The sequence below is a fragment of the Stenotrophomonas sp. 89682_Sma genome (assembly GCF_056481405.1).
This window is the reverse complement of the sequence record NZ_CM151147.1, coordinates 2191132-2205795: the sequence shown is the minus strand read 5'-3', so window position 1 is coordinate 2205795 and position 14664 is coordinate 2191132. Positions and strand designations below refer to the sequence as shown.

Sequence of the window (14664 nt, the reverse complement as noted above, 5' to 3'; positions counted from 1 at the left end):
TCGACGTTAAAGAGAAAGGGGGTACGGCCGATACATCCTCCGTGCACCTCCCGAGAACGTCCATGTACTCACGCATTTTCATCCGTCTGGCCGCCCCCCTGGCTCTGACCCTGCTGCTCCCCTTCGCCATCGGTTTCGAATGGCCGGCCGCCCTGCGCTGGGCGATCCTGACCACGATGACGCTGAGCTGGCTCGGCTTTGCGTGGTGGACCACCCGCGCCCAGGCACACCGTTCCCCGGAACACGCCCGTGTCCTGCGTGAGCAGGACCAGCTGCTGACCGAACTGCGCAATTTCGTCGGCAACGAGATCGAGGGTTCGCGCGGCGAAGTGGAACGCGCCCGTGACCTGATCCGCCAGGCCGTCTCCAGCCTCGGTGGCAGCTTCGATGCGATGAACCGCAAGTCGCGCCAGCAGAGCCAGGCCCTGTCGCGCATCGTCGACCGCGCCGGTGACGAAGGCAATGCCGGCCTCGACGTTGCCCGTTTCGCCCAGCACGCCAGCCACCGCATGGAACAGCTGGTCGAAGCGTTGGAACAGGTGAGCGGCCAGAGCAGCACCACCGTGCAGCACATCGACCAGATGGCGCAGCACCTGGATGGCATCTTCGCGCTGCTGGAAGACGTCAAGTCGATCGCCGACCAGACCAACCTGCTGGCCCTGAACGCTGCCATTGAAGCGGCACGTGCCGGTGAAGCCGGTCGTGGCTTCGCGGTGGTCGCCGACGAAGTGCGCAACCTGTCCGAGCGCTCGACCACCTTCAACGAGCAGATCCGCAAGCTGGCACACAGCTCCAAGGACGCCATCGCCAAGGTGCGCGAGACGGTCTCGCACATGGCCTCGCGTGACATGGACCGCTCCCGCGAAGCGCGCCAGGAAGCGGCGGCGATGCTCGACAACGTCGCGCAGATCAACGCCTCGCTGGGTGACGGCATGCGCGAAGTGTCCGAGTGCGCCCGTTCGATCGATGGCAGCGTGGCCGAAGCCGTGCGCGCCCTGCAGTTCGAGGACATCGCCACCCAGGCGCTGGGCGGCGTGCACACCCACCTGGACCGCCTGACCGCGATCAACCGCGAAGCGGTGGCCCTGCAGGAACTGCTGCACCGCAATGGCGGCGTATTCGACGAAGAGATCGCCACCGCCCTGCAGCGCACCGGCAGCCGCCTGCGCGAACTGCGCAGCGAGTGGGAACGCCCGCCGCACAAGCCGGTTGCCCAGCAGAACATGGGCGCCGGCACCGTCGAGCTGTTCTGATCCTGATGTCCGCTGCCCTCGCCGGCAGCCCGCAAGGCCCCGGTTCGTCCGGGGCCTTTGCCTGTGACCCGCCGTTGGATGCATCCTGTACCCGCACCATGACCCTGATCCGCGCCCTGCCCTCCCTCACCGATACCGAGCGCCCGCGCAACGCGAGCGTGCGTGAGCAGCTGCAGCAGCTGGAAGAGGTCGCCCGCGAAGAGATCCGCGAACTGCAGCAGCTGGCGGACGCGCGCCCCGCCCCGTCGCGGGCGGACGAGGCGCTGCTGGGCCTGGCCTGGGATCTCGGGCTGGATGGCGAAGCCCTGAAGTAGATCCAAGTCCTGCGTGGATGGCCGCCGCGATATCTGCACCTCTGCTTTGCCTGTCGCCTTTTAGGATTTGTTGCATAGCCTGAGGAAGGGGACGAGGACACACTGCCCACTCCCCCTGTCTCTCTGGCCTCCGCATGACGTTCAATCTGGAAGAAGCCCGCGAGGCTTTTGAGCAATTCCTTATGCTGATGGACGGCCAGATAGAATGGCTGGTCGCGCAGGCTCAAACGCATGGCATTGAACTGGATGGCAGCCCCGAAAGCCTCGACAGGCTGGAACGCCTCCATGACTTGATGGCAGCCACGCTATCTGAGGACGAGCGGGACTCCCTGAGGGTCGTGTTCGCCCGATATCTAGGGGAGACCGTCAGGCTGCTACACGGCGGGAAGTGGGCCCTGCCACTTGATGACCCTAAGGACATCCACTTCAACAGGCCCGTCATCATGGGGCACTCACGCTACCCCTTGTGTGAATTCAGTCCCATCCATGCGATTCGCGCCTACTCGCTTCGCCGCCGCCCGGGGCTGATCAGGAGCATCGTAGCCAGCAGCGTTGATCCGCAGATCCTGGACCTAAGCGATCTCACCGAAGAAGATTGACCCAAGTCGACCCGAGAAACGCATGACCTGCTGCACGGACTCGCCCCCCGCGGGGGTGGCCACGGCTGCCCATGGCATGATTGCCCGGTCCCGTCCATGGAAGACCGATGGCCATCGCCCTGATCGCACTCCTGCTGTTGGAGAACGTCCTCCTGATGGCCTGGGTAGCCGGCTATTTCAGCTGGGGCATCACCCTGTTCAACGAACGCATTGCGGCGTCACCGGCAATACAGGCCCGGCTCTCGCTGGGTAGCCTGGAGCGTGACCTGCCGCAGGACAAGTGGCTGCGGCTGGCCTTCCATGCGCTGCCCGATGGCAGCATGGCGTTCCGCGAGAGCTTCGCGCCGAGCTTCGGCCTGCGCTACTTCCCGGTGATGCGTGGACGCATCGTGCTCAACGCACGGCGGCACGAGGTGCGGGTGATCGGCCTGTGCAGCTGGTTCGTGGCGATGCTGTCGCTGCTGCTGTTGCCACTGGTGGCGATGCGCCCGATGGTGGCGCCCATGCTGCTGGTGCTGCCGCTGTTCCTGGCCAGCTATCTGGTGCAGAAGCGGCGCTATGCGGCCATTGTCGAGACGCTGCGCATGCAGTTGAAGGCGGAATTTTCGAGGTAGATCCACGCCATGCGTGGATGATGCCCCGCGACTCACGATTTTCGGATTGTTTGCATGGACCCTGCCACGGCCACCCTCAACACTCGACTTCCTTGGAGCCGAACGACAAGGCAGAAGCCATGGCGACGCCAGCACGCAAGAGCATGAAGAAGGAAAGTGAGACCGCCAGTGAATCGCTCAATGGCTGGACCAGGAAGCGCCGAACCATGCTTCGGTTCATTCGACCAGGCGACGTGTTCTGCTTTACTCGCAATGATGGGGCGTTCTACTTCGGGCAGATCATATCGAAGGCACTTGTAGGCCACTGCGTACAGATCTTCGATGTATGCAGACACGCGCCTGAAATAGGTAAGAGCGAGCTGCAGCAAGCCCAAGCCAAGGTGAGCATCCCCCCAATCATTCTTGACAGCTACGCGATATTTGACCGGAAGGTTGACGACCATGGTGACTGGCGAGTCATTGGCAAACTGGAAACGGGTGACATATCTCGCTTTGAAAGTTACTTCTTCTGCTATGGAGGGGAGAGGAACTGGAAAAAGATCAACGCCATGGGGTCAGATGAGCAGCCCATTCCGGACGAGGCGGCAATGACTCTTGAGCCTCTCATCGCATTGACCAGCTTCAAATTCTGGTTGTCATTTGATGCCTTTCGGGCTTCAGGGAGCAAGAGCTGGTCGCACCAGTTCTGATCAACTTGGCCACGGCCCGGTCCGGCCAGAGCCGTATTGCCATGCGTGGATGATGCCCCGCGACTCACGATTTTCGGATTGTTTGCATGGATCGTGAGCGCTCGGTCCTTCATCGTAAAGGGCCGATTCCGGTTCAGATCAGCCCGATGACCAGCGCCGCCCTCTGCCTTTCACTCGCTTTGCAGCTCCCGGTTGCTTCAGAACCGCTTGCCGTAGATCCCGACTCCCTGCTCGCCCTTCACCAAGCGCTCCAGTCCTTCGGCGAGTTTCAACAGCCCTACTCCGCACCTGTAGATGTGACCGATCCTGATGCAGGTGTGACCGATGCAACTGTCGAGATCTCCGCCGGGTGTGTGAAGGATGGTCCACAGGTCATCATCCTGGACGCGGATGTAGACGAGGCACCCGAGCGCTATCTGGTGCTGAACGAGCCCTGGCAAAGCCTTTCGGCGGGAACATTGTTGCTCGTCTCTGGAAACACAGCGGCCATCATCTCAACTCAGGAGGCGAACAAGGAAGCCACACAGGCCGAGCGAATGCTGACATTCCTGGATTATCTGCCATTCGACGCCGGGAGGAATGCGTTGGTGGAACCAGGCATCGAAGCGCAGGAATCAAGCTTTGAAACCAGGGCGTTCATGGAGAGCTTCAGTGCGAGCTCCCGGGGCGAGGCGCTCTCCGAGGCGACTCTTGCCTCATGGAAGGGCGTGCTGCCCGACCTGCTGCTGGCGCTGTGGCGACGCGACGGGTTCGCACGCTATCGCGACGACAGGCTCATCTTGGTCGATCCGCACCTGTACTCAGGGGTTGTCGCAGCCTTCCTGCAGGGCACTCCGATGGAGGGTGCTGATCGGTTCCATGCCTATGCGGTGACTCCTTTCGGCCAGATGTTCTTGTGTGGAGAGAACACCTCCATGCATATCAGCATCGACCCGCACAGCGGACAGGTTTCGGCGGACTCGGATGTAGCAGCCACTGCCGACGCGACTGAACGCAACTGGAAACTGGAGTTCCTGCTGCACGTCCTGGATGCGCCCGATCTCGATGCCACCGACGATGACGAGCAGCCCCTGTACGCACGCGCACTCGATTTACTGGGCCACCTGGGTCCCAACGAGATCTACAGCTTCTCACCCTCGGTTGTTGAAGGTGGCTGGCAGGCAGCGCACCTGGTCAAGCGGGATCGTCTCGCTGAATTGAAGTCACTCGCCAAGCAGACAGCAGCAAGACGGTCCTTGCGGTCTGATGCTGAAGACAGGTAAACCCGCGCCGTTCATTGCTGGTCGCGATCTCTGGCATCGGCGCCGACCAACGGTCGGCACCCACCGTGGCAGGCTCCGGCACTCGCCACTGCAGGTGCTGCAAGTAGATCCACGCCATGCGTGGATGATCGCGAGGTACATGCATCCGTGCCGACCAACGGTCGGCACCTACCAGAGCTGAGCGCACCAGAGTCAGGCCACACCGGGCCGGCATCTGCCAGCGCAGATCGTCAGCGCACCAGCATCGCTTCGCCGCTGGCATCGGTGCGCAGCGAAACCGGCTGCGGCTGGCGCAGCCACTGCGCCAGGTCGCGCGGGCTTAGCGGTCGCGAGTACAGGTAGCCCTGGATCTCGTCGCAGCCCTGGCGGCGCAGCATGTCCTCTTCCTGGTGCGTTTCCACGCCCTCGGCCACCACCTTCATGCCCAACGCGTGGCCCAGGTGCACGATGGCCTGGGTCACTTCGGCCGTACCCGAATCGTGCAGCATGCCCTGCACGAAACTGCGGTCGATCTTCAGGCGGCCCACCGGGAATCGGTTGAGGTAGTTGAGGTTGGAGAAGCCGGTACCGAAGTCATCCACCGCCAGCGGTACGCCGTGCCGTTCCAGCACGTCGAAGCAATGCCGCAGCACGTCGGTGTCACGAATCAACGCCGACTCGGTCAGCTCCAGCTCCAGCCGCTGCGGTGGCCAGCCATGGGCGTGGCAGATTTCGATCACGCGCTCGGCAAAGCCGCGGTCTCGCAGCTGTACCGCAGAAACATTCACCGCAATGCGGTCGAAACGCAGACCGGCGCGGTCCCAGGCGGTTGCCTGGCGGCAGGCCTCATTCAGCACCCAGTCGCCGATCCGCACGATCTCGCCGCATTTTTCGGCAATGGGGATGAACTCGGCCGGGCTGCAGTAGCCGATCCCGGGGCGGTGCCAGCGCAACAGCGCCTCGATCGCCGGCGGCTCGCCATGATGGGCATGCAGCAGCGGCTGGTAGGCCAGGCTGAACTCTTCGCGCTCGATGGCGCCGTGCAGGGCATGCTCGAGCTCAAGCTTGCGCTGGATGCGGGCCAGTGCGTCCTGGCTGTAGTACTGGTAGGTATTGCGGCCGGCTTCCTTGGCCGCGTACATCGCCGCATCGGCGGCACGCAGCAGGGAATCGAAGTCGGTCTGCGCATCACCCAGCATCGCGATGCCGACACTGGCGCCCACCTTCAAGGTGGTTTCGCCCCGGCGCAACGGTTCGGCCAACGAAGCGATCAGTTTGCGTGCGACATGTCCCGCATCCTCCGGTTCGGCCAGGTCACGCAGCACCACGATGAATTCATCGCCACTGAAGCGGCCGAACAGATCGTTGTTGCGCAGGTTCTGGTGCAGCCGGGTGGCGGCCGCCTTCAGCAGCGCATCGCCGGTAGCATGGCCGAAGCTGTCGTTGATGGTCTTGAAGCCGTCCAGATCGATGAACAGCATCGCCAGCGAGGTGCCGCGGTCGCGCGCTTCTTCGATGGCTTCGGCGGTCTGTTCGCCGAGCAGAACGCGATTGGGCAGGCCAGTGAGCAGATCGTAATGGGCCAGCAGCTCGATGCGCTCGTTGGCCTCGCGTTCGCGGGTGATGTCACGGAACAGCACCACGAAGCGCGGCGGCAGGCCGTCACGGCGGTCCAGCTCGATCAGCACCTGCACCCAGACGCGCAGGCCGGACTGGCGGTAGAAGCACAGGTCCAGCTGCTCGGGCAGCCCGCCGTTGGCGATGCGCCCCAACGCCGCTTCGAAGGCGTTGCGTGAGTCCTCGGTGTACAACGCCAGCGCCTGGTCGAGGGTGATCGGTTCCTTGCGCAGGCCGTGGATGCGATAGCACTCCTCGGTCCACTGCATGTGCCGGGTCTTCACCTCGATCTCGCAGCCGCCGATCCGGCCCAGCGCAGAGACGCGGTTGAGCAGCTCGGTACGCCAGCGGATCAGCGCATCGGTCTGGTGCTGCTCGGTGATGTTCTGCACCTGTCCGAGCAACCGCTTGGGCTGTCCGTCCATGTCCAGCAGCGGCTGCATCCACAGTCGCAGGTGCTGCGACGGTTCATGGCCGCGGGTCAGTTCCAGCTCGAGATTGGCGGCGCGTCCATCGCGCCACAACCGTCGCCAGGCTGCGCGCAGCGCACCACGTGAACGTGGGTGCAGCTGCTTCAGCCAGCGGCGCTGGCCGGGCACGGCGCCCTGCTCCAGCGCCAGCAGCGAACGCAGCTCCGGCGACCACCAGAAGTGACCGCTGTTGGGATCGAACGACCAGCTGCCCATGCTGGCGATGCGCTGGGCCTCGCTCAGGTGCAGCTGCTGTTCCTGAAGCAACCCTTCCAGCTGCTTCTGCTGTTCGATATCGGTATGGGTGCCGACCATGCGCAACGGCTGGCCATCGGCGGTGCGCGCGACCACGCGGCCCCGATCCAGCACCCAGCGCCACTGGCCATCGGCCTGGCGGAAACGGAACTGTGCGCTGTACTGCTCGCTCAAGCCACGCAGATGCTCGTCCAGTGCGACCCGCGCCTGGGCGATATCCTCGCTGTGCACGCGGGCCAGGATCTCGGTGGCTGTTTCGTCGCCCAGCGCCGGGGTGCGCACCACACGGTCGCTGGGAATGTCCCAGTCCCAGAGGCTGTGTCCGGCACTGTCCAGCGCCAGCTCCCAGCGCCCACCGCCGCCAAGCGGCACCGGTTCGGGAATGCTCAGCGTAAAGGCCAGCAGATTACCGGCGCCATCGTGCACGGCGCGCAGGTGGCCGTCGTAGTGCCCATGTGGGCCACCCGGCAGCGTGCAGGCCACGATGCCGCCATCGGCCGCCATCAGGCGAAGATCCTCCAGCATCGGCGCATAGGCAGCCACGGTGGCCGGCAGGCCATGCTCGCGCGCAGCCGGATTGGCCGCCAGCGGGCGGCCCGTGCGGTCGACGATGACCAGCGCCGACGCAAGCGGGTGCTGCAGCAGGCTGGCGATGATCCCTTGGTCCACGCGATCTTGCTCCGGATGACACGCCCGTCAGCGGGGCACGCAGTGGTTAACGGCGCCTGCGGCGGATAATTGAGTGGTCAGGGCGCACCTGCGCGGTAAGATGGCCGGCGCCCCTTTCATCCAGCCCGTCCATGCCTGCAGAACCGACCGGCAACGCCCCAGTTCCCGACCCGCGGATGGCGCAGGCGCTCAGCCGCGACCGGCGGCGGGTGGTGCTGAGCTACCTGGTGATGGCATTGGCCTGGATGATCGCCTCCGACAGTGCCGTGCAGGCACTGGTGCCGGATCCGCAGCAGGCAGCGATGTGGCAGAGCGTGAAGGGCTCGTTCTTCGCGCTGGCAAGTGCCGGCCTGCTGTACCTGCTGCTGCGGCCGCTGGCCGAGCATGTGCTGCACACCCATGCGCGCCAACAGGCGTCCGAGCTGCGCCTGCGGCAGATGTTCGAGGGCAACCCCGGCCCGATCCTGGTCTACGACCTGGACACGCTGGCGATCCTCGACGCGAATCCGGCGGCCTGCAGTGCGTTCGGCTGGGAGCGCGATGAACTGCTGGAGCAGACCATCGACGCGCTGTGGCCACCCGGCCACGACCAAGCACTGCAGACCAAGCTGGAGGCGATCCGCGAAGCACCCGAGGAGCTGTGCATCCTGCGGACGCAGCTGCAGCTGCGCGACGGCTCGCTGCGGCAGATGGAACTGCGCTCCAACGCCATCAGCTATGACGGCCACAATGCCCGGTTGCTGATCGCCATCGACCGCACCGCGGAAGACCTGGCCCAGCTGCGCCGCGACCAGGCGCTGGCCCGGGTCGAGGAAGCCCACGAACTGGCGCGCATCGGCGCCTGGGAACTGGATCCATCCACCGGCATGGGCCGCTATTCCAACCAGGTCTACCGCCTGCTTGGCCGCCGGCCGCCGGAAGCCCGCCGCTGGCACCGCTTCGACGAGCTGCTGGTGCCCGCCGACCCCGCCACCGCCACGCAGACCGAACAGCTGCTGGCCGACCTCTGCTCGGGTGATCCGGTGCAGGTGGACGTACTGCTGCCCCTGCTGTCGATGGACGGCCGCGCCCTGATGGTGCACCTGCGTGCCGCCAGTGGTGTCGATGAGTCCGGCCGCAGCCGCGTACTGGGTACCCTGCAGGACGTGACCGAACGCGAGCAATCGCGACGCCTGCTGCGCGAGCGCGAGGAACAGTTCCGCGAGCTGGTGCGGGTACTGCCCGATGGCGTGGTGATCCTCTCCGACGAGCACGTGTTGTACGCCAACGCCTGGGCGGCCAGCCTGTTCGGCTATGGCAGCCACACCCTGCTGGGTGAGCCGCTGTCGGCACTGGTCGCTGCCGGTGACCTGATCCGCGTCCGCGGCCAGCTGCGCGCCGGGCAACCACACCTGGGCCCCGGCCACAGCAGCGTGGTGGCCATGCAGCGCGCCGACGGCCGCAGCTTCCATGCCGGCCTGGCGGTGGGCGAGGTCCGCTATGGTGGCCGCGACTGCAAGCTGCTGATCGTGCGCGACCTGAGTGATTCCGAACGGACGCGCAGTGCACTGGAAACCAGCAACCGCGAACTGCAGGCGATGGCCGGCCGCCTGTTCTCGCTGCAGGAAGACGAGCGCCGCGCGATCTCGCGCGATCTGCACGACGACATCGGCCAGGCGATCACGGCGATCAAATTGTCCGCCCATGCCGCGCAGGACGAGCACGATCCGCAGCGCCGCGCCGAGGACCTGGCACAGATCGTCAGCCTGGCCGACACCACGGTAGCCAAGCTGCGCGACATCTCCACCCTGCTGCGCCCTCCGCAGCTGGACGCGCTGGGCCTGGAAGCGGCCCTCAGCTGGCAGGCACGGGTGCTGTTCCGTTCTTCGCAGGTGGAGCTGCTGGCCGAGATCGAACCCCTGCCTCATCGCCCCGACAACAGCATCGAACAGGCCTGCTTCCGCATCGCACAGGAGAGCCTGACCAACGTGCTGCGGCACGCGCGCGCGAGCCAGGTACACCTGCAACTGCGCGACATCGGCAAGCGCAGCCTGCACCTGCAGATCCGCGACGACGGCGAAGGTTTCGACCCGGACGGCCCGCGCGGCCTGGGCCTGATCGTGATGCGCGAGCGCGCGCAGAGTGTCGGCGGCCATGTGCGCATCGAGTCCGCACATGGCGAAGGCACCCTGATCGACGTTCACCTCCCCTACCAGGCGGCCAGCATGGCCGCCGTTGAGTCACCGGAATACTGAGCCTATGTGGAATCCCAACCAGCCGCCGGTCAGCATCGATGATGCACCCGATCGCCTCGGTGCCGGCAACCCCGAGCTGCAGGCGATGGTCGCCGAAGCGGCCTCCGGCGGCACCGCGCTGATGCTGATGCACGTCGACATCGACCACTTCGCTTCAGTCAACGAGAACATGAGCGCCGAGGTGGGTGACCAGGCGCTGGTGCTGGTGGCGCAGCGGCTGCAGTCCTACCTGCGGGGTCGCGGCAAACTGTGGCGGCATGGCAGCGACGAGTTCCTGATCGCGGTCCCGCGCAACGCCGACGTGCCGCTGCCGGAGGACTTCGCCGAGGAGATCCGGCAACAGATGGAGTTGCCCCTGTCGGTGCTGCCGTACACGCTGTTCATGACCGGCAAGCTGGGGGTGAGCCTGTGCCCGGAACACGCCAGTAACGCCTCGCGACTGCTCGACCACGCCGAGGATGCGCTGTACCAGGCGGCCCGCGAAGGTGGAAACGCGGTGCGCATCCATGCAGTGGATACCCCGCCGAGCGCGCACAGCGAGAGCATCATCGCGCGCCAGATCGTCGACGCGATCCCCAACGGTGAGCTGAAGCTTCGCTACCAGCCGCTGGTCAGTGCCCGCGACGGCCATGTGGTGGGCATGGAGGCGCTGCTGCGCTGGCAGTCCCCCACGCTGGGCATGCTGGTACCGGAGCGCTTCATGCGCACCGCCGAGCGGCTGGGCATCATCGTGCAGATCGGCACCTGGGTGCTGGAGGGCGCGCTCAAGCAGGCCCGCCTGTGGCGCGACCAGGGCTTCGACGACTTCACCATTGCCGTGAACGTCTCCACCCTGCAGCTGCTGCGGCCGAACTTCTTCGCTGAAGTGATGGGCCTGATCCAGGCCGCGGGCGTGCCGGCACAGATGCTGACGCTGGAGATCAACGAAAGCGCGCTGACCAACAATGTCAATTTCGTGCACGAGACACTGGCCAACCTGCGCAACGAAGGCATCAGCCTGAGCCTGGACAACTTCGGCACCGGCGATTCCAGCCTCAGTGCGCTGGTGCGTTACCCGGTGGACAAGCTGAAGATCGACCGCAGTTTCATCAAGAGTGCGCCAGCCGGCAACCGCGAGGCAGCCATCGCACGCGCGATCATCGCCATGGGCCACCAGCTGGGCATGACGGTCATTGCCAACGGCGTGGAATCGCAGGCGCAGCTGGGCTTCCTGCGCCGCAACGACTGCGACGTGTTCCAGGGCTACCTGTTCGGCGAACCGATGTCGGCCGATGCCGCCGGCATGACCCTGCGCCGCCGCTACCTGCGCCCGGAAGCCTTCGCCGAGACCCGCCCGGACCGCACACTGCTGCTGCTGGACGACGAGGAGAACGTGCTGCGCTCGCTGGTTCGCCTGTTCCGGCGCGATGGCTACCGCATCCTGGCCGCTGGCAACGTGCGCGATGCATTCGACCTGCTGGCGATCAACGACGTGCAGGTGATCCTGTCCGACCAGCGCATGAGCGACATGAGCGGCACCGAGTTCCTGGGCCGGGTGAAGATGCTGTACCCGGACACGATCCGCCTGGTGCTGTCCGGTTATACCGATCTGAACACGGTAACCGACGCGATCAACCGTGGTGCGATCTACCGCTTCCTGACCAAGCCCTGGAACGACGACGAGCTGCGCAAGCACATCCACCAGGCGTTCCGCACCTACGAAGAGCAGCGGCGCAGCAACGCCGGTCCGGCGCCGGTGGAAACCGGGGATGCAGGTGAGGACCGGCCGCTGCGGTGAGGGCCGGCAGGGGAAATGCGGATCGGGGGTAGAGTCGACTGTCAGTCGACTGCTCTTCGTGGAGTCTCTAAAAAAACCGCGCTGCGCACGAGTCGACTGACAGTCGACTCTACCAGTCTGTCGGCGCGATACGATCCGGACCCGTGCGCCATCGTCCTCAGCGCGGCTGCTTCACCGGCAGTACCACGCGGAAGCGCGAACCGACGCCCGGGGTACTGTCGAGGTCGATGCGGCCGTGGTGCTTGTTGATGATGCTGTAGGAAATCGACAGGCCCAGGCCGGTGCCGCTGCCGACGGGCTTGGTGGTGAAGAACGGATCGAAGATGCGCTGGCGCAGTTCCGGCGAGATACCGCCGCCGGTGTCCTCGAATTCGACCCACACCTGGTCACCATCGACACCGGTACGCACGGTGATCGTGCCGCGCTCGGCGATGGCGTGGCCGGCATTGAGCAGCAGGTTCATGTAGACCTGGTTCAACTCCGACGGCAGGCACTCCACCAGCGGCAGCTGGCCGAACTCGCGGTGCAGGGTGACCTTGTACTTGAGCTCGTTCCAGATGATGTTGATGGTCGATTCCAGACCTGCATGCAGGTCGACCAGCTTCCACGATTCGTCGCGGCCGGAATACGAGAAGTCCTTCAGGTCACGCACGATGCGGGTGACCCGCTCGATGCCTTCGCGCGATTCAGCCATCAGCTGCGGCAGGTCACGGCTGATGAAATCGATGTCCAGGCGGTCACGGATATCGTCGATTTCCGGAATCAACGCCTTCGGGTCCGGCGCGCGCAAGGCGCGTTCGTAGGCTTCGATCACCGTGAACAGGCTGCGCAGGTATTCCTGCAGGCTGCCCAGGTTGGAGTGCACGTAGCCGATCGGGTTGTTGATCTCGTGCGCGACGCCGGCGGCGAGCTGGCCGATCGAGGCCATCTTCTCGGACTGCAGCAGCTTTTCCTGGGTGCCGTTCAGGCGCAGGTAGGCCTGGCGCAGCTCGGCATGGCGCTGCTGCAGTTCGCGTTCGTAGTCTTCCTGCCCTTCGATGTGGCGGAACAGTGCCAGGAAGTGCCCTTGGCCAACCGGGCCGTGGTGGTAAAGATGCGCGATCACCACGCCCTCGCCCAGCGGCAGGCTGCCGTTCCAGTGACCGTGCTGGCGCGCCTGCTCCAGCGCGTCGGATGGCAGCAGTTCACGCAGCCGCTGCGGCGGCGGCAATGCACCGTCCTCGCCGCCGGCCAGCAGATTCTGCGCGGCCGGATTGGCCAGCGCCACCTGCCCGTCTTCAGTGAACAGCAGCAGCCCTTCGCGCAGGCGCTCAAGCAAGGCCTGCAGCACCGGCTGCGGCGGAAGGGGGGCGGTAACCAGGGCGTTGGCAGCGGACACGGCGACTCGGGGCATTCGAACAGGCGCCCAATATACGCGGTCACGCAGCGGGCTTCAGCCCGCGGGGGTGGGTAGTGCGACCGCCGTCGCGTCAGGCGACGGCGAGTGGGCGGCGGGCAGTGACGGTGTGTGACTGGCCCTTGGCGTCATAGGCCGAGGCGTCTTCGGTACGGCCCAACTGGCGCAATGCCCAGTTGACTTCGCGTCGGCGCCGCGAAAGCAGCACGCCATTGGCGCGGTTGCGCTCGGCCAGTTCCTGCAGCTGCTCGCCCTGCCCCACCGGCGGCGCGCCTTCCAGCGCACGCAGCGCTTCCAGCTTGGCGCCGGTGGCCCGGATCAAGGCGTGCACGTCGTGCTCGACCAGGGCCTGGCGTTCAACGTCCAGGGCCTGGGCGAGGCGCTGCAGCGGCTCGCTCATCGCCGCGGTCATCCGTGCAGCTGCTGGTCCAGATCGAGCATGCGCGATGCGATCGCGTCCGGATTGATCTTGTAGGTGCCGTTCTGCAGCGACTCGCGCACGGCGGCCACGCGCTGGGCGTCGATCGCCGGGGCGGTGGTCAGCTCACGCTCGATGGCCTGCAGATTGGTGGCCTCGCCGGTCAGGCGCAGGCTGTCGGCCGCCTCGACCGGGCGCGCCGCCGCATCGGTGCTGACGCCGGGCTTGCTGGCCGGGGTCGTCACGCTGCGCAGTGCCTGGGGGACCTGCAGGTTGCCGTCGATTTTCTGGCTCATGGGGTGTCCTGGAGTTGCCGTTCACAAGGGATAACGGCCGCAGGGCCGTGATCTTTAGGGATATTTTGCGGTAATTCAACGCGCCACGATTACGTCACCTGCGGCATCGACCGTGCCCTGCACGATCCGCCGCGAGGACAGGTTCTCGACCGAGACCCGCTCGTTCTCACCGGCATCACCCATCGCACGACCGGCAATGCGGACCTCGACCGAGCCGCGACGCGATACCAGGGCCACATTGTCTCCTCGCTTGATGAGACGCTGCACTGCCAGATCGTTGTTCGACAGCAGGGCCCCGGCCTGCAATGGACGGCGGGCGATGCGACCGATCGCCGCGTTGGGATCGGCCAGCACGGCACCGGCAATCCGGGCAGCGTCACGCTGGGCAGTGGTGATATCGGCGGCGGTGAGGGTTTCTCCAGTGCCGATTCCACGATTGAGCACCAGCACGGTCTGGTTGCGCCGCACCTTCACCGGCACGAACAGGCGCCAGCCCCCCGCATCAGGGCAACTGACCTCCACCGTGGTGTTGGCGGTAGGCTGCACCTGCAGCGCGCCGCCACACTTGGGCAGGCGCAGCGCATCGGCCACCTGGGCCTCACCCTCGCTGCCGGCCGGCAGCGTCGACAACGCTGCGGTGCGGATGCTGGCTACTGGTTGCCAGTCGGCGGCCGCCGCCCACGGCGAGGCCACAGCAAGCGCGATGGCCAATAGAGATGTGACCCGGCGCATGGCGCCTCCTGTCGATGGGACCTGGCCCAGCTGCGTGCAAGGTGTGTGCCAGAGACGAGGTCTCGGGATGGGGATGTGTAGAGTCGACCG

Annotated in this window: 13 protein-coding genes; 8 read left to right on the top strand and 5 right to left on the bottom strand. The window is 65.6% G+C overall.

Annotated elements, in window-relative coordinates:
* Positions 1 to 62: 62 nt before the first annotated feature.
* From ACZK29_RS10240 to ACZK29_RS10215, 6 genes are all read left to right on the top strand, one after another.
* Complete coding sequence (locus ACZK29_RS10240) at positions 63 to 1253, top strand: methyl-accepting chemotaxis protein (protein WP_478447007.1); 1191 nt, start codon at positions 63 to 65, stop codon at positions 1251 to 1253.
* A gap of 98 nt (positions 1254 to 1351) precedes the next feature.
* On the top strand, positions 1352 to 1567 hold the full coding sequence (locus ACZK29_RS10235) for a hypothetical protein (protein ID WP_005409586.1): 216 nt from the start codon (positions 1352 to 1354) through the stop codon (positions 1565 to 1567).
* A gap of 134 nt (positions 1568 to 1701) precedes the next feature.
* On the top strand, positions 1702 to 2166 hold the full coding sequence (locus tag ACZK29_RS10230) for a hypothetical protein (protein WP_164146404.1): 465 nt from the start codon (positions 1702 to 1704) through the stop codon (positions 2164 to 2166).
* A 107-nt stretch (positions 2167 to 2273) separates the two neighbouring features.
* Positions 2274 to 2780, top strand: coding sequence for a hypothetical protein (locus ACZK29_RS10225; RefSeq protein WP_164146403.1), 507 nt, complete (start codon positions 2274 to 2276; stop codon positions 2778 to 2780).
* Between the two features lie 143 nt (positions 2781 to 2923).
* On the top strand, positions 2924 to 3469 hold the full coding sequence (locus tag ACZK29_RS10220; protein ID WP_164146402.1) for an Imm26 family immunity protein: 546 nt from the start codon (positions 2924 to 2926) through the stop codon (positions 3467 to 3469).
* An 86-nt stretch (positions 3470 to 3555) separates the two neighbouring features.
* Positions 3556 to 4731 (top strand): GAD-like domain-containing protein, encoded by a 1176-nt coding sequence (locus ACZK29_RS10215; protein ID WP_478447006.1) that lies wholly within the window; start codon positions 3556 to 3558, stop codon positions 4729 to 4731.
* 230 nt (positions 4732 to 4961) lie between these two features.
* Here ACZK29_RS10215 and ACZK29_RS10210 read toward each other — a convergent pair whose 3' ends face one another.
* The gene (locus ACZK29_RS10210; protein ID WP_478447005.1) at positions 4962 to 7721 is read right to left on the bottom strand and encodes a bifunctional diguanylate cyclase/phosphodiesterase; all 2760 of its coding nucleotides are present in this window, start codon (positions 7719 to 7721) and stop codon (positions 4962 to 4964) included.
* A gap of 131 nt (positions 7722 to 7852) precedes the next feature.
* Here ACZK29_RS10210 and ACZK29_RS10205 point away from each other — a divergent pair, with 131 nt between their 5' ends.
* Positions 7853 to 9955, top strand: a complete 2103-nt coding sequence (locus ACZK29_RS10205; RefSeq protein WP_478448850.1) for a sensor histidine kinase — start codon at positions 7853 to 7855, stop codon at positions 9953 to 9955.
* Between the two features lie 4 nt (positions 9956 to 9959).
* On the top strand, positions 9960 to 11732 hold the full coding sequence (locus ACZK29_RS10200) for an EAL domain-containing protein (protein ID WP_478448848.1): 1773 nt from the start codon (positions 9960 to 9962) through the stop codon (positions 11730 to 11732).
* 157 nt (positions 11733 to 11889) lie between these two features.
* Here the strand turns inward: ACZK29_RS10200 and ACZK29_RS10195 are convergent, their stop codons facing one another.
* From ACZK29_RS10195 to flgA, 4 genes are all read right to left on the bottom strand, one after another.
* On the bottom strand, positions 11890 to 13110 hold the full coding sequence (locus ACZK29_RS10195) for an ATP-binding protein (RefSeq protein WP_111202658.1): 1221 nt from the start codon (positions 13108 to 13110) through the stop codon (positions 11890 to 11892).
* Between the two features lie 91 nt (positions 13111 to 13201).
* Positions 13202 to 13540, bottom strand: a complete 339-nt coding sequence (locus ACZK29_RS10190) for a flagellar protein FlgN (protein ID WP_005409580.1) — start codon at positions 13538 to 13540, stop codon at positions 13202 to 13204.
* The gene (flgM, locus tag ACZK29_RS10185; protein ID WP_014647067.1) at positions 13537 to 13842 is read right to left on the bottom strand and encodes a flagellar biosynthesis anti-sigma factor FlgM; all 306 of its coding nucleotides are present in this window, start codon (positions 13840 to 13842) and stop codon (positions 13537 to 13539) included. Before flgM ends, ACZK29_RS10190 begins: the two co-directional genes overlap by 4 nt.
* A 75-nt stretch (positions 13843 to 13917) precedes the next feature.
* Positions 13918 to 14574 carry a flagellar basal body P-ring formation chaperone FlgA gene (gene flgA / locus ACZK29_RS10180; protein ID WP_164146398.1) on the bottom strand — a complete coding sequence of 219 codons (657 nt, stop codon included), beginning with the start codon at positions 14572 to 14574 and terminating at the stop codon, positions 13918 to 13920.
* Positions 14575 to 14664: the final 90 nt, after the last annotated feature.

Excerpts from the sequence above, each read along its gene's own strand:
- ACZK29_RS10240 (WP_478447007.1), top strand. The coding sequence starts at position 63 with ATGTACTCACGCATTTTCATCCGTCTGGCCGCCCCCCTGGCTCTGACC.
- ACZK29_RS10235 (WP_005409586.1), top strand. The coding sequence starts at position 1,352 with ATGACCCTGATCCGCGCCCTGCCCTCCCTCACCGATACCGAGCGCCCG.
- ACZK29_RS10230 (WP_164146404.1), top strand. The coding sequence starts at position 1,702 with ATGACGTTCAATCTGGAAGAAGCCCGCGAGGCTTTTGAGCAATTCCTT.
- ACZK29_RS10225 (WP_164146403.1), top strand. The coding sequence starts at position 2,274 with ATGGCCATCGCCCTGATCGCACTCCTGCTGTTGGAGAACGTCCTCCTG.
- ACZK29_RS10220 (WP_164146402.1), top strand. The coding sequence starts at position 2,924 with ATGAAGAAGGAAAGTGAGACCGCCAGTGAATCGCTCAATGGCTGGACC.
- ACZK29_RS10215 (WP_478447006.1), top strand. The coding sequence starts at position 3,556 with ATGGATCGTGAGCGCTCGGTCCTTCATCGTAAAGGGCCGATTCCGGTT.
- ACZK29_RS10205 (WP_478448850.1), top strand. The coding sequence starts at position 7,853 with ATGCCTGCAGAACCGACCGGCAACGCCCCAGTTCCCGACCCGCGGATG.
- ACZK29_RS10200 (WP_478448848.1), top strand. The coding sequence starts at position 9,960 with ATGTGGAATCCCAACCAGCCGCCGGTCAGCATCGATGATGCACCCGAT.
- ACZK29_RS10190 (WP_005409580.1), bottom strand. The coding sequence starts at position 13,540 with ATGACCGCGGCGATGAGCGAGCCGCTGCAGCGCCTCGCCCAGGCCCTG.
- flgM (WP_014647067.1), bottom strand. The coding sequence starts at position 13,842 with ATGAGCCAGAAAATCGACGGCAACCTGCAGGTCCCCCAGGCACTGCGC.
- flgA (WP_164146398.1), bottom strand. The coding sequence starts at position 14,574 with ATGCGCCGGGTCACATCTCTATTGGCCATCGCGCTTGCTGTGGCCTCG.